This is a genomic window from Microcoleus sp. D3_18_C4 (assembly GCF_036702355.1).
Lineage (GTDB): Bacteria > Cyanobacteriota > Cyanobacteriia > Cyanobacteriales > Microcoleaceae > Microcoleus.
Genome location: NZ_JAUBTF010000065.1, coordinates 12,364 through 34,941 on the forward strand (window position 1 = coordinate 12,364; position 22,578 = coordinate 34,941).

Consider the following 22,578-nt stretch of genomic DNA (forward strand, 5'->3'; position numbering starts at 1 on the left):
ACCGTCGAATTTTTGTCGGTCTGCAGAGCCGTGTTGAAGCAGGGTTTGAGACTGGGTAAAGTGACACTACTATAGCAAAGTCAGTTCCGGGAAGTCCCTAAAAACTTAGATTTTGTAGGATTGTCGATCGATCTTGGACACCGCTCGTCTACTTCCTAACCTGACAAAGGTTGACGCACAGTAAGATACAGTCAGGGTATCGCCTTGCACAATGACTATGGCTGGACTCCAAAAATCACCAAACTCGATCCAAACAGTTGCCGACCTAGATTTTCCCGGCGGCCCCATACCGCTTGACTCTCCATTTTATATTGAGCGCTCAGGGGCCGAAGCGTTGGTCTGTGCAGAAATTAGCAAACCCGGAGGCCTTGTTCGCATTAAAGCTCCCAAAAAAATGGGCAAAAGTTCGCTGATGCTGCGGATAATTCACGCGGCAGTCGATCGTGGATACCACACAGTAACTGTAAACTTTCAGCAAGCCGACGCAGCGGTTTTTGCTAGTTTAGATAAATTTTTACGCTGGCTTTGTGTCAATGTCGCTCGGCAACTCAAACTCGAACCAAATATTGATGAATTCTGGGATGAAGATATGGGCAGCAAGGTAAGCTGCACAATTTACTTTGAAAACTATTTGCTCGAACTAATTGATAGTCCCATTATCTTGGTAATTAACGAAATAAATCGCATATTTGAACGCACTAACATTGCTCAAGATTTTCTTTCGATTATCCGTTTTTGGTATGAACAAGCTCGCGCTAGCACAACTTGGCAAAAACTCCGCATTGTTGTCATTCATTCGACCGAAATTTATATTGCTTTGAGGCTTAATCAATCTCCATTTAATGTAGGAATGCCGATTAAACTCTCAGAACTTACTGCTGAACAAGTTCAAGATTTGGCGTGCAGACACGGACTGAACTGGAGCAATAGCGATCCGATCGAGCAATTAATGAACATGGTAGGCGGGCATCCTTATTTAGTGCATTTAGCGCTGTATCACCTGGCAATTTTGCAACAAAATCGCCTCTCCGTCGATCGGGATGAACCAGGGCAGGAACTGGGGCTAGCCAAGTTGGCAGAACTTTTAACAGCAGCTCCTACTCACAGCGGAATTTATAGCGACTACTTGCAAAATCAGTCGATCGCCATTCAACAGCAGCCCGAACTCGCCTCCGCCTTCCAACAAGTTGTCGCTGCTAAAAATAGCATTCACCTTGAACCTTTGATGGCTTATCAGTTAGAGAGCATGGGACTGGTCAAATTAGAGGGAAATAACTGTAGTTTGTCTTGCGAATTATATCGCCTGTATTTTCAAGGGCAAAATTTGTGCCAGGACAAGTTATTGGTGGTTCGTTTTGAGGAGTTGCAGCAAGAAAATCAAAGATTGCAAGCTTTGGTGAATGTGGACGAACTTACTCAAATTGGCAACAGACGGTATTTTGATAGTTGCTTGCGAACGGAATGGAAACATATGGCTCGCGAGGGGTCTCCGATATCTTTAATTTTGTGCGACCTCGATTATTTCAAAATATATAATGATACCTACGGACATCAAGCAGGAGATGAGTGTTTGCGATCGGTAGCTCAGACAATTCGCCGATCGCTCCCGCGGCCTGCTGATGTAGCTGCCCGCTACGGGGGCGAGGAGTTTGCTGTGATTTTACCTGAAACTGATGCGTCGGCGGCTGTGGTTGTTGCCGAACAAATTAGAGCGCAAGTGAAAGATTTGAATATTCTTTTTAACCCGCAGAGTCTTGACGGTCTACCTAATTCTGTGGTAACGATTAGTTTCGGAATTGCCAGCGTTGTTCCGAGCGAGGAAAATGATGCGATAACGCTGCTAATGGCGGCTGATGAGGCTCTTTATGACTCGAAAAGGCAGGGGCGCGATCGGCTCACTATGAGTAAGCTTTTAAATTTTCGATTGGCTGCTGTTAATTAGGTAATTCGGGGGAAATATATTTCGCTTATACAGATACAAAGTCCGCCCGCGCGGACTCTGAAGAAAACGATAGTTAAGAACTGGATGTGATGTTAATAGCGGGGGACGGTTCGATCGACCACCATTGAGTAAGCATCGATACCGCCAACGATATTTTTAACGTTAGTAAATCCTTGAGTGGCTAACCAGTGGCACATTTGAGCCGATCGCACTCCGTGGTGGCACAGAACTAGGGTTTCGGTGTCGCGATCGAGTCTAGCGTCAATTGCACCAGACCATTCGGCAAACTCGCTCAGCGGAAAAGCTACAAATCCCGGCAGCGCCGCGAGTTCAATTTCGTAAGGTTCCCGCACGTCTACAAGCTGCAATTTCTCAGCATTGGTTTCTGCTAATTGACGAGCTAATTCTTCGACTGTAATTTGAGCAAAAATTTCTGACATTTGATTATAAAAAAGTAGTCAGTTGGCAGTTGGCAGTTGGCAGTTGGCAGTTGGCAGTTGGCGATTGGCAGTAGCTAATAGCTGTGGAATAACAAATAACAACTAACAAATAACAACTGACCACTGACAACTAACAACTGACAAATTAATTGGGGGGCGAAGGCGGTGAAATTAGCTCCACAGGAGGCGTCGGTGCAGGGCGTCCGTCCAACTGGCTCACGCTGCCTCTGGGGTCAAGACAAGTGGCGATTAACCTGTCAGTGGGAAAGTCGAGCCTGCCGCTCAAACCGACTACGCATTCAGAAAACTGTTGTGGTAATAAACTGCGGCGGCATCCATCGAGCACTACCAGGGGATCAGCAGGTTGAGTTCGACTTTTGCCGTTAATATTCACTACGCAAGTAGCCAATTCTTTGGGACGCCTCACCCGCCGACAGCTAGAGAGCGCTTCGACACCCGAAATATTGGTTTTGCGGTTGATTTGGAGGGCGCATTTAGATATGTCGCGGGGGCGGAGGGCGTCAGCACAAGCGGCGGCTGCTGCCTCTGCCCCCACTCCGGCTTCGATTAGTTCTAGGGCGCAGACGCGATAGGGATTCCTAGAGCGAGGGATTCTAATAGTGATGGCTGATGCTGGTGAGATTGGCAGTGCTGTTGCCAACAAACCGAGTGCTGCTAGCTGCGTGCCGAGAGCTAATATCCAGCGCGCGGTAGGGTGTGAGCCTGTCGGTGCTGGCTTTGGGGAAGAAGTGCGGGAAAAATTGCGGTTGTGCATGGCAGATCGAGTAGTGAGTTCTTTTGGCTGATTGGGGCGATCGAGCGATCGGCTTTTCCTTCAGAATTTACCTCACATTATGGCTCGCGCTGCGGTCGATCGTTTTTTTATCGATCTTTATTTGAATTTTGACCGTTACCAACATATAATATAGAGTCTGCATAAAATTGCATACAGATATTAGAGAGGAAAATAAATGTCTCGATATCGAGGCCCCCGATTGAGAATCGTCCGTCGCCTGAAAGAGTTGCCGGGTCTAACCCGCAAAACCCCCAGACGAGATTATCCGCCTGGACAGCACGGTCAAAACCGCAAAAAGCTCTCTGAGTATGCGGTTCGTTTGCAAGAAAAGCAAAAACTCCGTTTCAATTACGGTGTGACGGAACGCCAACTGCTCCGTTACGTCCGCAAAGCCCGCCGTGTCACGGGCTCCACAGGTCAAGTGTTACTGCAATTTTTGGAAATGCGCTTGGACAATACTGTGTTTCGGATGGGAATGGCTCCAACCATTCCGTCCGCTAGACAATTGGTAAATCACGGTCACATAACTGTCAATGACCGTGAAGTCAATATCGCCAGCTATCAGTGCAAGCCTGGTGATGTGGTTGCTGTGAAAAATAGAGAGCGCTCGCGCACAATGGTAGAAGCTAATCTCAAAGACCCAGGCTTGGCTCACTTGCCGAATCACTTGGAATTTGATAAGCAAAAACTGGTTGGCAAAGTTAACGGCGTTATCGAACGCGAGTGGATTGCTCTACAGATTAACGAACTGCTAGTGGTGGAATACTACTCACGGCAAGCTTAATTTATTAGTCATCAGTCGTTGGTCATTAGTCATCAGTTGGTTGCTAGCAGAATAATTAATAATTGGGTACGAACCCAGTTATTGATTAATTGCTACTGAATAATGAGGACTAAGGACTGAATCACTAAAAATTAATAATTTTCAACATTCCCACCCCCTAAAAAGGGATGGGATTTTTTGAAGGTTTCGCTTGTTAATATCGTTTCCGGTGGGATGTCCCCGACAAAAATTATTCCCTTAAAAAGTTTCTTCTCCGGTTGGTTCTTGGTGGACAAGACCTCGCTTTTGAAGGCGATAATTCGCTACAACGGGGTAAACAACACCGCGTATGCGATTGATCGCACCTACTGGACGATGAACTGCTAAGCCGTTCCAGGGAGAATATCTCAGGTTTTCGTTGAAATCCGATTGTTTTTCATAATCAATAATGTGATGCTTGACGGTGAGACGACCTACTCTCAAGAAGGGTGATTCCTTTTCCTTCCAGACATTGATGCCATCGTCGATCGGCATTTTTAGGCTGGTTTGGAACTGAATGCCAAAATCCCAACAGTATTGGGCATCAGGTTTCGCCAAGGCTTGAATTAGATCATCCCGGTAATAATTGTCTGGTTTATTGGGATCTAAACCCAAGGCTTTAGCGCGATCGACAAAGGGAATTTTAGGAATTCCCGGTCGAGATTGTTCTGGAATTATCTCGTGCGGTGGTTTGCATGAAACCGGAGTAAACCCATACTTAATTACAGCAGGGTATTCGACAGGAACTACACCAGGCTGGGAGGGATCGAAATCGGGATTGAGACCCAAAGCAGAGGGTGAACCGCTCCAATATTTTGCTGTTAGCAAACTCTTCGGAGTCCGGCTACCCGTAAGCGTCGAGACCGCTAGAAAGTGTCTGGGATGTCGTATTAGCCACTTTTTCAATGTCTCTGGTGATTCAACCAGAGCAGAAAAAAAGCCGTAGTAGTCTTTGATAGTTTGGCTCACAAATATCTCTGAATTGTGAACAATGATGTCCTGGGTTTTTGACTCGTGGCTTTGCGGGAGTCGTTCCCCTTCCACCCCCATCACTTTCAGTGATATTGAGCGCGAATCTTTTTGGTAATCAGGGTATACTTTGGTAGCCCCGTTAGCAAATCGCAACCAAACAGGATATTGTTTGGGTTTGGCTAGCAAACCTTGCTTAAGGGAAATAGCATTGAGTCGCGAAGAACTTAACGAAGCGCGTTTGCCCAATTCCTGTTTAATCGCTTCCTCATCAAAGTCAAAAATTTCCAGCGTTCCTTTAACGCACGCATGAGTTTTGGCGTGAGTATCTCGCAGGGCCCGTTCCTTATTGCCGTATAGATTATCCATCCGAAGCTTGGCCTGCTCAACCAAAAGATCGTAATATTTGCGTTCGTCTTGTTCGGGATATTCGGTAAATAACTTCTTGCTCATAAATAACCTTCGGTTAATCGCTAAAAAAGGCTCTACACAAACCGTTGCATCTGTTAAATAGTATAACTGCTGCTGCAATTGCTCCCGAATTGCCTACGGCAATCGCTTACGAAAAAATCGCCTTTTTCTTCCTCATTTTTGAGGGCGCAGGTGTATTTGCGCCCCCACTAACTTGAGTCTTAGTCGTCAGCTACAAATTAAAGATCGAAGGAGACTTTGTACTTGGGATCGCTTGGAGGAACATTACGATTCACTAAATCAGAGACTGTTTTGGTATTTTGGATAATTTCCCAACCAACCTCAGAAAAAGTTTCCTTATTGAAGACTTTAGGCGATAACAAAGGATTAGTTAAAGCTTGGGAGAAAGCATCAATGCCAATTATCCGTGCTACCAAAGGCGGAATTGCTGAATTTTTCCGGACATCTTCAGCGTACAATCCGACAAATAGTTCAATCTTATCAACATGACCGTACAAATCTTTTAATTTCTGTTGAGCGTATTCGTCACCCGTAATTTGATTGAAATCTGTCACCCTGGGATAACCACACATTTCGCGGTAATCGTTATAACTGGCTAACTGCGCCTGCCGTCCGAGTTTAACAGATGCTAGTTCGGTAGCATCAATAAATGTATAGGGTGTTCCTGCGATCTGAAAATCAGGTGTGTTAAACAAACCAATTCTAGTGCCTGGTTGGGAACAAGTTTCTTCCATCAATGCACCCAAGCCTTTATCGATTAACATCTGATTATTCCAGAGGGAATCGTACATAGATTTTTCTTTGCCGTCATAGATAAAGGTTTCCGGAACCGCACTATGCCAGCGATAGACAAAACTAAACTCAATCGCCATCCAATTTTCTCGATACCAGCTTTCCTTGGTAAAAGCTTCAGGATCGGCAAAGAACCTAAAATTATAGGGCGTAATGTGGAAAATGTACTCTTCCATAATGATATTGAGAACAATCACCATGAGAATATTTCTCGCGGTTTGGAAGAGCCTCTCATCGTCCCATTGCGGATAGCTTTTGGACAAAACATCACAAATTCGATTATGCTCCCTGATACATAAAGTGTTGAGCATGACATAGCCAATTTGGACGTTTGCCCGTTCAACTCCCATTGCAAATAGCTTGCTTTTCTTTTCGGGGGGTTGCCTTTTCTCATCATTAAGGGGTGCATGAAGACCTTCAAATTGAGGATCGACAATACCCTGCTCAGGATCGGCATAATAAAAGAGTGGATACTCTTCTTCTACGCCATCTTTGCGCTTGAGTTTTTGGGTTTTAAATTTACCGTCTTTGAAAGCTCTGAGCATATTTGTTTGTTTGCGGGTCAACCCGTAAACATTACACATATCAATCTGATGGTTGGAGGTATTTTTGAAACGGTTTTGCTGATCGATCCGGAGAAAACTATCTGTAAACCACTGCACCCAATAGGGAAATAGCAGAGTCGATTTTGCTGAATAAATGGTTTTTCCGTCTCTTTTTTGGAATAAGGTCTTTAATTTATCCAGTGGTGGTAAATTCCCTTCTTTGTTAAATTCTGGGTCGGGAGGTAAATGTCGCCCAGTATAAGTCTTGTCTGTAAGTGAATCCCAAGAGATGTAGGTATCAGTTTTCTTGGGAATATCTGTCCCTGGAATTTTGGGATCTAAACCCATTAAGCTATAGGGAAGCGGGCGAGTGGGAAGTTTGTAAATGATACTATTGAGAAAAAATTTGTTTAGTTTACGTTTCAGAGGCTCGTAACTTTGAACTAAATCCCAAATTGGTTTGAAATGAGTCAAGGTATATGCTAAAGCTTTGTTGCTGAATCCATCTCTAGATGTATCTCTTGTCATGATTGCTTTTCCTTTCGATTGTTGTAGATTAGATCGTCTTCTTATGTTCGGTTCTCAGAGATTGATAAAGTTTGATTATTTTTCTAGATTTTCAATTACTTTGGAGAGAATCTTTTGCAGGTTTTTAGGCCGATAGTCTTGGCGTTTTTTCAATCGCTCGATCGCGCTTTCATGAAGATCCTCAAGGGTCTCCCCCACCTCGCGCCACTTGATTCCTGCAAATTTGAAGAACCCAGGATTGTTTTGAAATGAAGCCTTATAATCAGGCTTGATATCCTCAATGGCCTCTGGCTCGAATTCCAGCTTCAATTCAAGGTCACTGATTTGATCCAACATCCACTTTAAGACAGCATCTGATAACCCGCGGTATTCTGGCGTACCACCGCCGATGCAGCCATGCTCGCCTGGAAACCAAACTTGACGAAGCTTCTGGGTCGGGGCATCAGGATTTTTCTTCATCAGGGTAACATCAAAGACTTCGCGAATTTCGTCGATCGCAACGGCGTGCAACGCATTCTCAATATCCTTATTTAAAGTGGTGTCGTGGAATTTGTACCTTGTTTTGATCTGTCCCTCAAACTTCTTCAAGGCGGGTACAAGAGGAATACCAAGGGCTCCAACGGTGTCGAAACAACCAAGCAAGGTAATCGGGACGCGATCGCCCTTATCTTTGCCGTAATTTTCGCGGAAACTCTTTGCTTCCGGATGCTTTGGTGAAATCTCTCGCTTACGGTAAAGCTCGTAAGCTTGTGATGCCATGGTAACGTTACGGCGGGATAGGAGACCGGAGCAATAGATCATCCCCGCTAGACTCCTGACTGTGTAAGCACCGCGACTGAACCCGAATAGATAGATTTCGTCACCCTGATCGTAGTTGAAAGAAAGAAAACGATAGGCATCTTGTATATTTTTATCGATTCCCAGCCCAGTGACTCCGCCCACAATCTTGTTACTGTCTACTCCAATTCCCTCGTCATAAAACACGATCTGCGGAACCCCGTCACTGGCTGTCCGTTTCACGGCCTGGGCAAGCCTAACCACATTAGTTGGGCACTGAGTATCTAGTTTGTTCCAAGTTCCATCACAGCAAACGATTAAACGTTTCATTTTTAAATTCTCTCTTTGAATCTGAAATTGGATAGCGAGGTGTCATTAGTAATCGGTTACAAGAGAATTGCCAATTCCCGTTTTTGTATCGCGTCAGGCGATCGCTCCTAATTTCTTGCTCGACCCTATTGTTATCTGGCTGGGCAATCTTTAGCTATTTCGATTCTCCGGATATTAGTCCCAAAATACCATCTAGTCGAGTTTATTGTATTAAAATGTGAAGCTTATTTATATTTCTTAACTTCAAAACTTAGAGCGTTAAACCGTAGGTTTGGTTCGGAGAAAATGCTCGTTTCTGCTAAAACGTAAAAAATTCAGAGTGTGAAATAGTAGCTTTGGTTAGGGAAAAATGCTCGATTCTCCTAACAGAAGTAGCGCTCCGACGCCCTAGCTAAGAAACATTTAAACACATTTACGCTATGCCAGGTCAGTTTTTAGAACAGCTATATCTGATCTATTTGTCATTTAGCTGCAAGATAATGGTGACGTAGGGGACGAACAAGTGGCAGCTTTGGACTATGTTTTGGATTAAAATTTGTTTTAGCCGCTCTCAGATTTTCTGCGGTGGGCTTTTCTGGTTTCTCGATCAGTAAATTTGTGCGAAAATTTCCTAGCCCCGGTTAAATTTGAAACGTCCAAAAGTGGGGACGATCGACCGCAGCGACTGGCTACGAGGTTCTCGCACCAAAACCAAAGGCAGCAAGCCTACCAGCCGCACAGCAGCCGAGAGGGCAAACAGTGATCCCAAACTCATGCCAGGAAGTTCGGCAAGAAAGCCGCCGGCGGTAGTTCCCAAAGCCCCAGCTAATCCCGAAACCGCTGCGGCGATCGCAAAATAAGTCGAAGGTTGCTCGATCGACGCTATCTCCATTTGAATATTGTTACTACACAGCGCGATCGCCCCTAAAGTCGTTCCCCCCAACAAGTGCAGCAGCGGCAGCCACACCCACACCGAAAACGGGTAATTGCCCGTACCCAACCACAGCAAAGGCGTTACCGCCACCACCAGCCCCACCGCCATTAGCAGAGGGCGATTTCCCCAGCGATCGGCCAACTTACCCCAAAACATCAGCAGCAGTAGATTTGCCCCGGAACTTAAGCTGGTGTAAACCGTTACTAAACTCACATCCAAGCTTAAATCTTTCAGCAGGTAGATATTAAAAAAAGGCGCGCTGAGATTAACAGCAAATGTCCACACACTGAAGTACAGAATAAACATTAAAAAATTAGAATCTTTCAGCACAGAAGGCACAAAATCTGTTATTTGCTTTGCTTTTTTCTCTGTAAGTCGATCTTTCTGTGCATCTTTTTTGTAGACCTGGGGATTCACATCAACCATGAAGCATTGACACCCCAAACTAATCATTCCCGCCAAAACACCCACCAATAAAACAATACCGTAGCCCAAAATTGGACCGCCGTCCCAAGTTGAAACTCCCAATCCCATCAACGGCACTCCCAGCAAAGTGATGAGGCTGACAGCACTGTTGCGAAAGCCAAAATAGCGTCCCCGCAAGCGCTGAGGAACCACAGTAGCCATCCAACTGAACCAGCTAGAATTGGCAAAAGCTGCCAGCACGCTAGCTGCTACGACTGTTACCAGTGTCCATTGCAGCAGTTGGTGGAGGTCTGCGTGCTGGGAACCCCAAACAATTGCCACCGCCAGCACCAGCCACAGCAGCCGCGACACGCCGAATACAAATAGGTTGTACCAGTGGCGGCTGGTTGTCTGATCTGCGATGTAGGCTCCTAATGGTTGCAGGAGATTTACCACCATCGGAATAGCCGAGAATATACCTATTTCCACGCTGCTCGCCCCGAGTTGCAGCAAGAAGTTGCTCAGCAGCACGCCGCCAGTCGCCGACTCGAAGACAGCCGCGAAAACGCCGTCTAAAGTTGAGGCTTTCAGGGTCGATCGAACGTCTTTTTTAGAAATTTTGAGAGCTGTTTTTGCAGAGAGAACGAGCTGAAATATTTTCGGGTCTACTATTTCTGGAGTCTGAAGAGATAGAGGTTCATTTAACTCTGCAACTGGTTCAACCATAGTCAATCGATTTTAGATTGTAGATTTTAGATTTTAGATTGGAGAATTGAAGTAATAGGGTTAGATAAAACCAGCCCCACCTTCAAGAGGCTAGCTCGAAAGTAGGACTGGCACGTCCGGGTAATTCATATCAATATAAATGACTGGCAATCGCTAGGACATCAACCGCTTGGGAGATATAAATTGGGTAATTGTAAAAAAGTAGGTTGTAGGGCTTAACAAAGAAGCGATCCCAGCATTTTGCCTGCCAAAAATTGCTCAAATTCCGCCTCAAACACGTCCCCCAAAAGCCCAAGCAAATTTAGCGCCCGATCCTCGACTCGCCTCTGGCACCTTTACGGCTAGCTAAATCTATAGAATGAAGGACGATCGACTTGCCGAATATTGCTGAAGGACGATTTGTACCTAATTCCTGGAATCCGTTGGTTCAGTCCTAGCGCTGGCGATCGAGATTCCGGGTTGTTTATGGAAATCCCCCGCAGGTGCTCGTAAGGCTTCGGAGTGGGTTATTGGCGATCCTCTACGAGGGCTCCGCTACCGCACCTCAAAAAAATTGTGGCTGAGATCGGGAACTGCTAGGACAAAATTATTACTTGACAAAAATTACGCTAACTGCAGATAATAGCAAACCCTAGAATTAAACTTAAACGTTTGAGAGATATCACTGCTAAGGTGTGATGTCGATTCTCAGCAAATTTACGGATTTCTGCATTAGATTGTGACCAAAACTCAACCTTTATCCGGGTATACACTGCCAGTATTTGCCTGTGCGGCAGCACTTGCAGCTTTGCGGTGCTTGCGTGAGGGTATTCACTCTCTAGATAGCGTATCAGTAAATTTACTGGAACCGCCAATAACGGTAGAAATTCCGATCGAACAGGCGTCTGTACTTAAAACTGGTACCGCTTTAGGTGTGACTCGCTCCGATCCGGGGGACAATCTCGATCTGACTCGCAATACCCCCGTTTGGGCAATGGTGGAATTGCGGAGAGAAGGAGAGGGGGAACAAATACAGATTGTTGGCGGGGAGGGAATTGGACATCATAAAGCAGGTGGAGGAGCGGCAATCTATGATTACGCAATGCGGCTGTTGCGATCGAATCTGAGCCGAGAACTCGCAGGGGGAGAAAAAATTACTGTCACCCTGATTCTGCCGTCTGGGCGGCAACTAGCCACCCGGACTTCTAACGAAGCTTTCGGCGTGGTAGAAGGACTTTCGCTGCTGGGTACAACTGGTATTTCTCAACCACTCAGTGCCCCTGGACAGTTGGAACTTTACCGCGAACAACTGCAACAAAAAGCCGAACTGTTTGACTGTTTGGTTTTCTGCATCGGCGAAAACGGTTTGGATTTGGCGCGACAACTGGGGATTAATCCTGAGAGGCTAGTCAAAACCGCTAACTGGCTCGGCCCGCTGCTGGTAGAAGCAGGATATCAGGGCGTGCAGTCAATTTTGCTGTTTGGCTATCATGGGAAACTGATGAAATTAGCGGCGGGAATTTTTCACACTCACCACCACCTCGCTGACGGGCGCAGGGAAATTCTCACAGCTTACTGTGCTAAAGCTGGAATGCCTGCCGATGCGTGTTCCGCAATTTTTGCCGCAGCGACAGCCGAAGATGCTCTCGGGCAATTGCGGGCTTTGGACGCCCAAACTGGCAGCAATTGGGTCGATCAAATTTACGGCGACATCGCCCGACAAATAGACTTGCGGTCATCGGATTGCATTTTTACTCACACTAACTTGCACATCCCCGTGGGCTCGGTGATGTTCGGGCGCGATCGCAAAATTATTGTTAAAAGTGAAATAGGAGATACATTTTTGACCCAAATTTGTTAATGTAGTGTGAATACCCCTGAATTCTGTTTAAAACATCGGTCAGGGAGAATATTTAACAAGTAATAATTCTCTGTCCCTAGACCTTAATTATACTAGGTTGCTTCTGGAAGTTATTTCTGAAGCAAGAATTCAATTAATTAGGGTAAGGAGCGAAGTAAATCTATGCTTGCCTTGTACCCGATTAATAGACTAACATCGCTGACTGCAATCTAGTATAAATAAGATTTATTCCTAGCGACCAATGGTTCCTCGCCTTCCTTAGAATTGTACTGAGACCGCGACAGATACGTCCGCTACTTTCTGCCCAATTATCACTTAGCAATTACGCAATAACCGTGACTACTAAAATAGAAACTGAATCCGTTCTCACAAACTCTTTAATGCAGCAGATTGATCGCCAGATCATCGTGATTCTCGACTTCGGTTCGCAATATTCCGAACTGATTGCTCGTCGAATTCGCGAAACTCAAGTATATTCAGAAGTTATTTCTTACCGCACTACTGCTGAACAGTTAAAAGCTATCAATCCTAAAGGAATTATTCTTTCAGGAGGCCCGAGTTCTGTATACGATGAAAAAGCACCCCACTGCGACCCAGAAATTTGGAATTTGGGAATACCGGTGTTGGGAGTGTGCTACGGGATGCAGTTGATGGTCAAGCAGCTCGGAGGCACGGTTGAGCGATCGAAATTAGCGGAATACGGCAAGGCATCGCTATTTATTGACGATCCTACGGATTTGCTGACAAATGTCGAAGAGGGCAGCACGATGTGGATGAGCCACGGAGACTCGTGTACTCAACTGCCGACGGGTTTTGAGATCCTCGCTCACACGGACAATACTCCGTGTGCTGCTGTTGCTCACCACGAGAAAAATTTGTACGGTGTTCAGTTTCACCCAGAAGTAGTTCACTCGATCGGGGGAATAGCTTTAATTCGCAATTTTGTTTACCACATTTGCGAGTGCGAACCGACTTGGACGACAGCTACTTTTGTTGAGGAATCGATTCGCGAAATTCGCGCACAAGTGGGGGATAAACGAGTTTTGCTGGCTCTATCCGGCGGTGTAGATTCTTCTACTTTGGCTTTCTTGCTGCACAAGGCGATCGGCGACCAACTTACCTGTATGTTTATCGACCAAGGGTTTATGCGGAAGTATGAACCAGAACGGTTGGTAAAATTATTTAAAGAGCAATTCCACATTGACGTTGAATATGTTAATGCTCGGGAACGCTTTTTAGCTCAACTTGAAGGGATTACCGATCCTGAAGTAAAACGCAAGCGGATCGGTCACGAATTTATCAACGTATTTGAAGAAGAATCGAAGCGTCTGGGCCCCTTCGACTACCTCGCCCAAGGCACTCTTTATCCTGATGTGATTGAGTCGGCTGACACTAATGCAGACCCGAAAAGTGGCGAGCGAGTTGCTGTTAAAATTAAAAGCCACCACAACGTCGGCGGTTTGCCGAAAGATTTGCGATTTAAGCTGATTGAACCGCTGCGAAAACTGTTTAAGGATGAGGTGCGAAAAGTCGGCCGATCGATCGGGCTTCCCGAAGAAATCGTGAACCGACAACCTTTCCCAGGCCCGGGATTGGCGATTCGGATTATCGGAGAAGTTACCTCCGAGAGACTAAATATTTTGCGGGATGCTGACTTCATTGTTCGCCAAGAAATTAACCGGCACGGATTGTACGGTGAACTTTGGCAAGCTTTTGCAGTTTTGCTGCCGATTCGCAGTGTAGGCGTGATGGGCGATCAGCGCACTTATGCTTACCCGATCGTTCTGCGATTTATTAAGAGTGAAGACGGGATGACGGCTGATTGGGCGCGGGTTCCTTACGATTTGTTGGAACTGATATCGAACCGGATTGTGAATGAGGTTAAGGGGGTGAACCGGGTGGTTTACGATATTACTTCTAAGCCGCCGGGAACGATCGAGTGGGAGTGATTTCTAGTTAGGGATTAAGTAGGCGGACTAATTTTTTGTCTGTCTACTTATTTTGATTTTGGATAAAAGGGCGATTCCCTATGGGATAGCTACGCTTCACCGACTTCCGGGGATGGGGGAGTGGGAAGGGCGATCGCTTTTATAGAACCCATTTGACATTTTTTACTGTATTGAAGTAAAGTGACTGCAAAATTCGTATCAAGAAGTAGTTATGCCATACTCTACCAGCCTCACAGACCAAGAGTGGAGCATCCTCGAATCTTTGTTTTTTCCGGTTGTGGCAAGGTAGGGGAAGAGAACGGGTAAATGCTTGGATATAGACGTGCAAAATCCTCGTCAGTAATTTTTAGAGAACTCTAGTTGATGCAAGTGCCAAGGTTAATCTTTGTTTTATTACAAGACTTTGGACAGTTTTTGATAACCAACCGTAGAATATCGCTTTCAAGGCGATTCGGCAATCGAACTACCAAGGAAAAATCAAGGGTTTCAGACTAGGAACTAAAAACTCTCCCGACTATAGTTATTAGGCTGATGCCGATCGGGCTTGCAGCCGCTTATATCTCAAATGGGTTCTGTAAACGTTCGCCAGTTGAGCTATGAGCGCACTTTTTAACCTGCTGAGATTAAACTCGACTCATGTTTTTTGAGGAAAAAGTTTTATTATAATTTAAGCGTGTTCAGCAAAAAAAATCAGGGAGAAGTCTAATGATTACAACAAGAATAACTCAAAGATATCAACAGCAACTTTTGACTTATACTTGGGTGGTAGCTTTAGGTTTATTACTATTCTCACCTGCGGCTACAGGACAGCAAATTACTCCGTCTCCCGATGGCACAGGAACTGCTGTTAATGCCTCCGGCAATCAATTTAACATCAACGGCGGACAGCGCTCAAAAGACGGCACTAATCTCTTTCATAGCTTTCAGCAGTTTGGACTCACAGACGGTCAAATTGTTAACTTTATTTCTGATCCAAATATTCGCAATATTTTAGGGCGAGTTGTGGGTGGCGATGCTTCTTATATTAACGGTTTAATTCAAGTAATAGGCGGTAGTTCTAACTTATTTTTGATGAATCCGGCGGGGATTGTTTTTGGTTCCAACGCTCAACTGAACGTGCCTGGTTCATTTTTGGCAACGACAGCAACCGGAATCGGATTTGGCAACAATTGGTTTCAGGCAGTTGGCGTTAATGAATACGCTATGCTGATAGGAACGCCAAGCATTTTAAATTTTGGTACAGCTCAGCCAGGGGCGATCGCAAATTTCGGTCAACTGAGCGTACCTAACGGGCAAACGCTAGCTTTAGTAGGCGGAACAGTTCTCAGCCCCGGTACTTTGTCAGCACCTTCCGGGCAAATTGCGATCGCATCAGTGCCCGGAGAAAACTTAGTCCGCATTTCTCAAGCAGGGCATCTGCTGAGTTTAGAAATTTCCCCCTCTTCTAATCTAGGTTCTGCCCCTGTGCCGTTGAGTCCCCTCACCCTGTCCCAACTGCTGACAGGAGGTAGCAGCAATGCTACAGGCGTTACAGTTAACAGCGACGGCAGCGTACAGCTAACGAATTCAGACTTGCGGGTAGAAGCGGGCGATGTGGCAATTGCCGACACTCAGGCAACAGGTGCCAACCAAAATTTAGCAGTGTCTGCTCAAACGGCTACTGTGTCAGCGGCGCGTAACCTGACCCTAGCAAACAGGCAACTACAAACAACCGGTGACTTGAAATTGCAAGCGGGGGAAGCTGTCCGCATTCGCGACAGCGTGGCTAACTCTTTTGTTACTGATGTGGGTGGAAACCTAACCGTGCAGGGCGATCGCCAAATAGACATCCAGGCGCGCAATCACTCCCAAAGCTTACTGAGCGCTGATGGCCGCATCACACTTACCAGTAACGGTACTGTATCCGGTGATGCCCTCTTCAAAGCTGGCAGCGATTTCTCAATTGCCACACTTCAAGGTAGCCCCGGCAACTTCGCAAGTTCAGGCGGTTCTACGATCGTCTCAGGCGGAAACGTCTCTTTTGGTAATTACGCAGGCGCTTCTCTGGGAGTGCAAGCCGAAGGCGCGATCGCAGTCGGCGATCTCGCTATCAGTTCCGCATCTAGCGATCGACCGCAGTTGGTTTTTACGGCTGGCAATCTACCCACTCCCCTCACTGGTGGAAACAGCACTCTAGCACCGGCCAGTTCTTCACCTGTCAGCATTCAAGTTGGCAATATCGCGATCGCAGGTTCAGTTTTTTTAGGCGCTGCAAACAGCATTCAAGCAGCATCCATTACTTCAAATGGCGGAGAGCTCGCGCTGGTAGCATCCGGGGACATCGCAGTGGACAACCTGAATACTTCAAATTTAACGGGCAATGCCGGCAATATTACCCTCTACAGCACGGGGGGAAGCATCAATACAAGCGCCAACACCTTGAACGCTTCCTCGATAACCGGTAACGGTGGGTCAATTTTCCTATATGGGACAAACGCGATCGCCACCGGTGGAATTACAACCTCTAGCTTCCTGGGAAACGGAGGCAAAGTCACCCTTTATGGAGAAGGCAACATCAGTGCCGGCAACATCCACACTAGCGGAATCCAGGCAGGCGAGATCAGCTTGCTTAGCAATCTAGGTGCGATCGACACCGATGCCAGCACTCTGAACGCGACTGGTGGCAGCGGAGGGGGTAACATCTCTCTCAATGCTTACGGCAATATAGCAACGGGAAATATTCTCTCTAGTGGTGGCAACATTACCCTCAGCAGTCAAGCAGGTGCGATCGATGGAAGCAATCTCAACTCTGGCAGCGACAGTATAGGTGGCGATGTCGGGCTTGTGGCATTTGGTAGCATTGCAGTCGGAAACATTACCTCAAACGGTGGCAGTATCAGCCTCAATAGTCTCAGCTTCAACAACAGCAGCATCAGCGCTAGGAATTTTGATTCGAGTTCTAACAGAGGAGTGGGAGGCGCGATCAAACTCAAAGCTGGTGGGGGTGATACTGGGGGTGACATTGTGACTGGTAATATAACCTCCGGTGGCGGTCGCATTTATGTGTTTAATGATGGTTACTTTAACGCTGGCAATAGTACCCTAAATTCCAGCTATAGCGGTGGAGTTGGAGGCCAGATCAAAGTAAATGCAGGGCCTGTAACTCTTGGAAATGTCATTTCTGGAGGTGGCTCGATCGAGTTATCTATCCTAGGCGAGGTCAACGTCAGTGGGGTAATAAATTCTAGTTCCAGTACGGGGAAAGGTGGCGTAATCCAGATTCAAGGAACCGATGTTAGTGTCAGAGATATTATTTCCGGCGATAGCGCGATTGGTTTTCGGAATGAGCCAATTGGGGGAATCACGCTCAATATTGGCGCTTTAAATTCTACATCTCCCCAAGGGAGGGGTGGCAATATTGAGATTAGGGCGGCTGGTTTAACTACTGTAGGCAACATAACTTCTGGGGGTAGCGCGATTCTCCTTCAAGCAGAATCCAGTGTTAGCGCCATCGGAGACAGAATAGATTCGAGCACGAGCGCAGGAGTTGGCGGTAATATTCTACTCAGCTCCAACGCAGACATCACTGTAGCGGGTTCTATCCTTTCTGGAGGAGGCAACATCAGTTTGCTCACCTCTGGTGACAATATTAATGCCAAAAACAGCTTCCTCAGCTCTGTAGCTGAGATGGGTCTACCAGATGGAAACATCACTTTACAAGCTGGGAACGCGATCGCTCCGGGTACTATCCTGACCTATGAGGGTAGGATTCGCCTCGTTACTAGCAGCAATAACCCCAACAGCATTGATACCAGTGGCAGCCGATTAATATCTCTGACCGATCCTACCCTTGTTTTGGGGAGTCCACGATTAGATATTTGGCCAGGTTTCGGCTTTGGGAGTGGTGGGTTAGCTCCCCTACTACCGCCAGAACCGCCAACAATTGCTGCACTCGCACCACCTGGGATTCAATTCCCTGCGATCGCACCTCTAGGCTTAGGTGTACCACAACCAGATAATCCTAATTCCCCTGGGTTAGTTCCCACGCTGCCGCCAGAAATAGGCGTGGTAGAACCATTAGAATTTCCTTCCTCTGGGTTAGCTCCCACGCTGCCGCCAGGAAGGGGCGTGCCAGAACCACTAGGTCTCCCAACCACCACACCACTCGTACCAACGCTTGCAAACTCAGATGCAATAACAACTGCGGCAGCCACTGTACCTGTCTCAGTGCAAGTCTCTAATACACAGCCAGGAAATCCTAATACCCTTGCCGCTCAACAATTGAGCCAGCTTAATGGGGATCGAAATCGCGAATCGCAAAACTTAGCAAGCCTGACACCGAGTGCCGCTCAATGCTTAACTGAAGAACAATTACTGGGGCAACAAGCAGGATTGCCTCTCCAGACTGCGCCAAAAGACTACAGCAAAGCGATCGCCTGCTACCAGCAGAATTTAGAGCTGGCGAGACTTGGACGCGATCGCGCTAGGGAAGGCTACGTGCTCAACAATCTAGGTGCGACTTACTACGCGATCGGAGATTATGAAAAAGCAATTTCTTACCACCAGCAGCACTTAGCACAAGCTGAATCCAGGGCCGATTTATTGGGAAAGGGACAGGCTTTTATTGGTTTGGGAGCTGCTTACGGCGCGATTGGCAATTATAAAAAAGCAATCGAATACTACGAGCAAAGTTTGGAAGTAGCGCATTCCCTAAAATCGGCTGATTTAGAAGCGAGTGTCCTAAGAAATTTGGGATTACTTTACTATGCCCAAAAAGAGTATAAAAAGGCAGTTGAATATCAAGAGCAAAGTTTAGCGATCGCTAAACAGCAGCGCGATCGCCGAGGCGAAGCTCTTGCTTTGAGCAATTTGGGATTAGTACACTATTCCCTAACCGATTATGCCAAAGCAATTGATGATCAGAAGCAAAGCTTAGCGATCGCCTCAGCGCTGGGCGATCGCTTCGTTCAAGGTCGTGCTCTAGAGAATTTAGGAATTGCTTACTATGCTGTCAAAAATTATCGTCAAGCGATTGAGTCTCACCAACAAAGTTTAGTCATTGCCAGAGAACTGAGCGATCGTCACGCCCAAGGCCGCGCACTCACAAATTTAGGTGACGCTTTATCCAAAGCAAAGCAACCAGCAGAAGCTATCAAAGCTTTATTTTCAGCCATTGAGATTTGGGAATCTCTGCGGTCAAATTTAGGAAATAACGACCTCAATTTAGTTTCAATTTTTGAGACTCAAGAAACAAGTTATAGTACGTTGCAAGAAGTGCTTGCTAATCAAAATCAGCATACTAAAGCGCTAGAAATAACAGAGCGGGGACGGGCGCAAGCTTTTGTGAGATTATTGACCAACCGTTTTTCTTCCCAGTCAGCCCAGGCTACCCTAAAGTCATCGGAAAGTCAAATAAAACCGCTCAACATCCAGGAAATTCAGCAAATCGCTAAACAACAAAATTCCACTTTAGTTTCTTACTCGATTATCAAAGAAGTTAGAGAAGCTGATGGTCAAAGAAAGCTGCAAGATTCAGAACTTTATATCTGGGTAATGCAGCCGACCGGAAAAATTGACTTTCGTCGCATCACTTTGAAAGGTTTGGTTGAGGAAAAAACTTCATTAAAAGCCTTGGTTACTGAAGGTCGTTGCTTCATCCCCAGTTGCCTGCGAAACAAGCAGCGCTCCCAACCAGCTACAAATCCCACGCCAACCCGGCCTATTGTCGAGCAACGATTTTTAAACCCGTCATTGCAAGAGCTTTATCAACTACTGATCGAACCAATTGCTGACCTTCTACCTCAAGATCCAGCGTCGCGAATTACCTTTATTCCTCATGAATCTTTGTTCTTAGTTCCCTTTGCCGCGTTGCAAGATAGTTCGGGAAACTACTTGATAGAAAAACATACTATTTTAACAGCACCTTCAATTCAAGTGCTGTCTTTAACCAAGAAACAGCAACAGCTTGCTTCCGGAAAAGGTGCGCTAGTCGTTGGGAATCCTACCATGCCAAGTGTTGCCTTTACGACGAACCAACCTCCTCAACAACTGTCATCACTCCCACACTCTGAAACCGAAGCGATCGCGATCGCTCAGCTTTTGAATGCTGAACCGCTCACAGGCGACAAAGCGACAAAAGTAGCAGTTTTACAGCAAATAGAGCGATCGGGCATCGTGCATTTAGCAACTCACGGCATCCTGGATGACGTGGAGGGATTGGGGGTACCTGGAGTCATCGCACTTGCCCCAAGCAAGGATGACAGTGGTTTACTCACTGCTAGCGAAATTTTCAATTTGAGGTTGAATGCCGAACTCGTCGTTTTGAGTGCTTGCAATACGGGTCGCGGTCGTATTACAGGTGATGGCATCATTGGTTTATCACGCTCGTTTATTGCAGCAGGCGTTCCGAGTGTTGTAGTTTCTCTGTGGTCAGTATCTGATGAATCAACAGCCGACTTGATGGCGGAATTTTATCGGCAGATGCAACTAACGCCTGATATTGCCCAAGCGCTGCGGAAAGCCATGCTGGTGACATTGGTAAAACATCCTAATCCTGTAGATTGGGCCGCTTTTACCCTCATTGGCGAAGCAGAGAAACGTTAACCGGGAAAAGCAGATTTTCCTGTCGTCAAGAGGTAGTTCTTCCTATGAAGGTCTGAAACTTTTGCACAGCAGGAAGTTCAGACTCGTGTAAGACGAAAATTATTACGGTGTGAGAGTCAAAGGGCTGAAGGTGGGTTGTAATTGTTCCACCGCTGCATTGGTTTCAATGTTGTGACTTCAATCACTGGTAACACGGACTTGGTTCACCCAATATTTTCAGTATTATCACGGAAAAAAACCAGCACCATCACTTGCTCTTAGGAGAAACCACGAGATGATTAAGGTGTCGAGTTCAAAACAATCCCATGTATCCAGTTAATCTTCTCCCCGGCGCTATCAACGAATTAATTGCCACTGTCACCGATACCCACCGCGTTACCAAGGCTGACCGCTACGGCATGATGGCCGCCATCCTTGATGAGTCCATCAGTGAAGAAGAACGTGGCTCACTCGATCGTCTGATTCGCTCCCTGGTCAAAGGTCGGATTCAAGTCAGTGATGAACTCTCCATCATCTCGTAAGCAGAAAGCTCGTTGAGAACTCGACACTCTAAAAGAGCTTTCGATGGGGAAAGTTTAGACCAGTCACTGATATTGCGATCGCCCTCTACCAGGATAGCTTTTTGTATAATGCACTTTTGAGATAGACGATTAGCGTTCCCAAATTCATAAACATTATGACGGATACCATCCAGCATCTCATTGAGCCACACATTCAAGATTTAGGTGGATTCCAAGCCCGTCGCTTGCTTCCCTCAGACGTTCTAGCGCTGGTAGGCCCGTTCATCTTTTTTGATCATCTGGGCCCTGCGGTGTTTCCACCCGGCCGGGGCGTGGATGTCAGACCCCATCCGCACATCAACTTAGCAACCGTCACCTACCTCTTTGAAGGGGTTTTGCTGCATCGCGATAGTGTGGGCAGCGTTCAAGAAATCCGTCCCGGTGCGGTGAATTGGATGACAGCAGGGCGAGGCATTGTCCACTCCGAACGCACGCCTGACGACGAACGCAGCAAAGAAGCCATCCTGCATGGCATCCAAACCTGGATAGCACTTCCCGATGAATACGAAGAAACCGACCCCTGGTTTCGGCATCATCCGGCAACTGAACTGCCTGTTTGGGAGGATGCAGGAGTTTCGTTCACCCTAATTGCGGGTGAGGCCTATGGTCGCACTTCCCCAGTTCAAATATTTTCACCCATGATTTATCTGGACGTACAACTGACTGCTGGAAGAGAATTTACCTTACCGGGCCATTACAGCGAACAGGCGGTTTACAGCGTAACAGAGGGGCTTGTTATCGATGGAGTGCCTCTGGAACAACATCGGTTGGCAGTTCTCACTTCCGGCACTGAAGTAAACATTTCTGCTTCAGGCAAGGCTCGTTGTATTGTGATTGGCGGTGAACCTGTTGGTGAGCGCCATAAGTGGTGGAATTTTGTTTCGAGTCGGCACTCGCGCATTGAGCAAGCTAAACTCGATTGGAGAGAGGGGCGGTTTGGTCAGGTTCCTCAAGAGACAGAGTTTATTCCGCTGCCAGAAGAGCCACCTTCTCAAGCCGAGCAACCGTTGTGAATAACCGCAGCGATATTTAAATTAAAAAACAGTTTTTTGATTCAGAATCTGTCTTTTGCACATGAGGGGGTTGTCACCCCGTCAGATTGGTGGATTGACAGCCAGGAAAAATCATAGATTTTTTTACTTGATTAGACCTTTTGTTTCTACCATAAATCTGTAATATCAGGTTCGGATAATTAGTTATAATTAAGGGCAGCCGATTCACAGGGACGCCAAACCCCCTATGCCAAAAAA

13 protein-coding genes are annotated in these 22,578 nt (G+C 46.5%); 7 read left to right on the forward strand and 6 right to left on the reverse strand.

The features are described from left to right. Positions 1 to 217 precede the first annotated feature (217 nt). A complete protein-coding gene (locus QUA90_RS24975) occupies positions 218 to 1,942 on the forward strand; it encodes an AAA-like domain-containing protein (RefSeq protein ID WP_333448215.1) in 1,725 nt (574 codons plus the stop codon). A gap of 92 nt (positions 1,943 to 2,034) precedes the next feature. Here the strand turns inward: QUA90_RS24975 and QUA90_RS24980 are convergent, their stop codons facing one another. Then, entirely contained in the window at positions 2,035 to 2,382 is a 348-nt protein-coding gene (locus QUA90_RS24980; RefSeq protein ID WP_333330763.1) for a rhodanese-like domain-containing protein, read from the reverse strand. Positions 2,383 to 2,527: 145 nt separating this feature from the next. Beyond that, the gene (locus tag QUA90_RS24985) at positions 2,528 to 3,157 is read right to left on the reverse strand and encodes a hypothetical protein (protein ID WP_333448216.1); all 630 of its coding nucleotides are present in this window, start codon (positions 3,155 to 3,157) and stop codon (positions 2,528 to 2,530) included. Between the two features lie 196 nt (positions 3,158 to 3,353). Between QUA90_RS24985 and rpsD the strand changes: the two genes are divergently transcribed. Then, entirely contained in the window at positions 3,354 to 3,962 is a 609-nt protein-coding gene (rpsD, locus tag QUA90_RS24990) for a 30S ribosomal protein S4 (protein WP_172190738.1), read from the forward strand. A gap of 237 nt (positions 3,963 to 4,199) precedes the next feature. On the opposite strand, the gene QUA90_RS24995 is transcribed toward rpsD, so the two are convergent. The 4 genes from QUA90_RS24995 to QUA90_RS25010 form a co-directional block, all read right to left on the reverse strand. Continuing rightward, on the reverse strand, positions 4,200 to 5,402 hold the full coding sequence (locus tag QUA90_RS24995; RefSeq protein WP_333448217.1) for a catalase: 1,203 nt from the start codon (positions 5,400 to 5,402) through the stop codon (positions 4,200 to 4,202). Positions 5,403 to 5,599: 197 nt separating this feature from the next. Beyond that, complete coding sequence (locus tag QUA90_RS25000; protein ID WP_333448218.1) at positions 5,600 to 7,246, reverse strand: peroxidase family protein; 1,647 nt, start codon at positions 7,244 to 7,246, stop codon at positions 5,600 to 5,602. A 75-nt stretch (positions 7,247 to 7,321) separates the two neighbouring features. Next, a complete protein-coding gene (locus QUA90_RS25005) occupies positions 7,322 to 8,353 on the reverse strand; it encodes a DUF2235 domain-containing protein (protein ID WP_333448219.1) in 1,032 nt (343 codons plus the stop codon). Positions 8,354 to 8,963: 610 nt separating this feature from the next. Then, positions 8,964 to 10,397, reverse strand: coding sequence for an MFS transporter (locus QUA90_RS25010; RefSeq protein ID WP_333385740.1), 1,434 nt, complete (start codon positions 10,395 to 10,397; stop codon positions 8,964 to 8,966). Positions 10,398 to 11,115: 718 nt separating this feature from the next. Here QUA90_RS25010 and cbiD point away from each other — a divergent pair. The 5 genes from cbiD (at position 11,116) to QUA90_RS25035 (ending at position 22,341) form a co-directional block, all read left to right on the forward strand. After that, positions 11,116 to 12,237, forward strand: coding sequence for a cobalt-precorrin-5B (C(1))-methyltransferase CbiD (gene cbiD, locus QUA90_RS25015; protein WP_333330749.1), 1,122 nt, complete (start codon positions 11,116 to 11,118; stop codon positions 12,235 to 12,237). A gap of 335 nt (positions 12,238 to 12,572) precedes the next feature. Next, positions 12,573 to 14,186: a glutamine-hydrolyzing GMP synthase gene (gene guaA, locus QUA90_RS25020; RefSeq protein ID WP_445242808.1), complete on the forward strand. Its 1,614-nt coding sequence runs from the start codon at positions 12,573 to 12,575 to the stop codon at positions 14,184 to 14,186. Positions 14,187 to 14,891: 705 nt separating this feature from the next. Beyond that, a complete protein-coding gene (locus QUA90_RS25025; RefSeq protein WP_333448220.1) occupies positions 14,892 to 20,768 on the forward strand; it encodes a CHAT domain-containing protein in 5,877 nt (1,958 codons plus the stop codon). Between the two features lie 305 nt (positions 20,769 to 21,073). After that, a complete protein-coding gene (locus tag QUA90_RS25030; RefSeq protein WP_333448221.1) occupies positions 21,074 to 21,289 on the forward strand; it encodes a hypothetical protein in 216 nt (71 codons plus the stop codon). 155 nt (positions 21,290 to 21,444) lie between these two features. Next, on the forward strand, positions 21,445 to 22,341 hold the full coding sequence (locus QUA90_RS25035; RefSeq protein ID WP_333330743.1) for a pirin family protein: 897 nt from the start codon (positions 21,445 to 21,447) through the stop codon (positions 22,339 to 22,341). Positions 22,342 to 22,578 lie beyond the last annotated feature (237 nt).

Coding starts and splice junctions, on each gene's coding strand:
- QUA90_RS24975 (WP_333448215.1), top strand. CDS start 218: ATGGCTGGACTCCAAAAATCACCAAACTCGATCCAAACAGTTGCCGAC.
- QUA90_RS24980 (WP_333330763.1), bottom strand. CDS start 2,382: ATGTCAGAAATTTTTGCTCAAATTACAGTCGAAGAATTAGCTCGTCAA.
- QUA90_RS24985 (WP_333448216.1), bottom strand. CDS start 3,157: ATGCACAACCGCAATTTTTCCCGCACTTCTTCCCCAAAGCCAGCACCG.
- rpsD (WP_172190738.1), top strand. CDS start 3,354: ATGTCTCGATATCGAGGCCCCCGATTGAGAATCGTCCGTCGCCTGAAA.
- QUA90_RS24995 (WP_333448217.1), bottom strand. CDS start 5,402: ATGAGCAAGAAGTTATTTACCGAATATCCCGAACAAGACGAACGCAAA.
- QUA90_RS25000 (WP_333448218.1), bottom strand. CDS start 7,246: ATGACAAGAGATACATCTAGAGATGGATTCAGCAACAAAGCTTTAGCA.
- QUA90_RS25005 (WP_333448219.1), bottom strand. CDS start 8,353: ATGAAACGTTTAATCGTTTGCTGTGATGGAACTTGGAACAAACTAGAT.
- QUA90_RS25010 (WP_333385740.1), bottom strand. CDS start 10,397: ATGGTTGAACCAGTTGCAGAGTTAAATGAACCTCTATCTCTTCAGACT.
- QUA90_RS25025 (WP_333448220.1), top strand. CDS start 14,892: ATGATTACAACAAGAATAACTCAAAGATATCAACAGCAACTTTTGACT.
- QUA90_RS25030 (WP_333448221.1), top strand. CDS start 21,074: ATGTATCCAGTTAATCTTCTCCCCGGCGCTATCAACGAATTAATTGCC.
- QUA90_RS25035 (WP_333330743.1), top strand. CDS start 21,445: ATGACGGATACCATCCAGCATCTCATTGAGCCACACATTCAAGATTTA.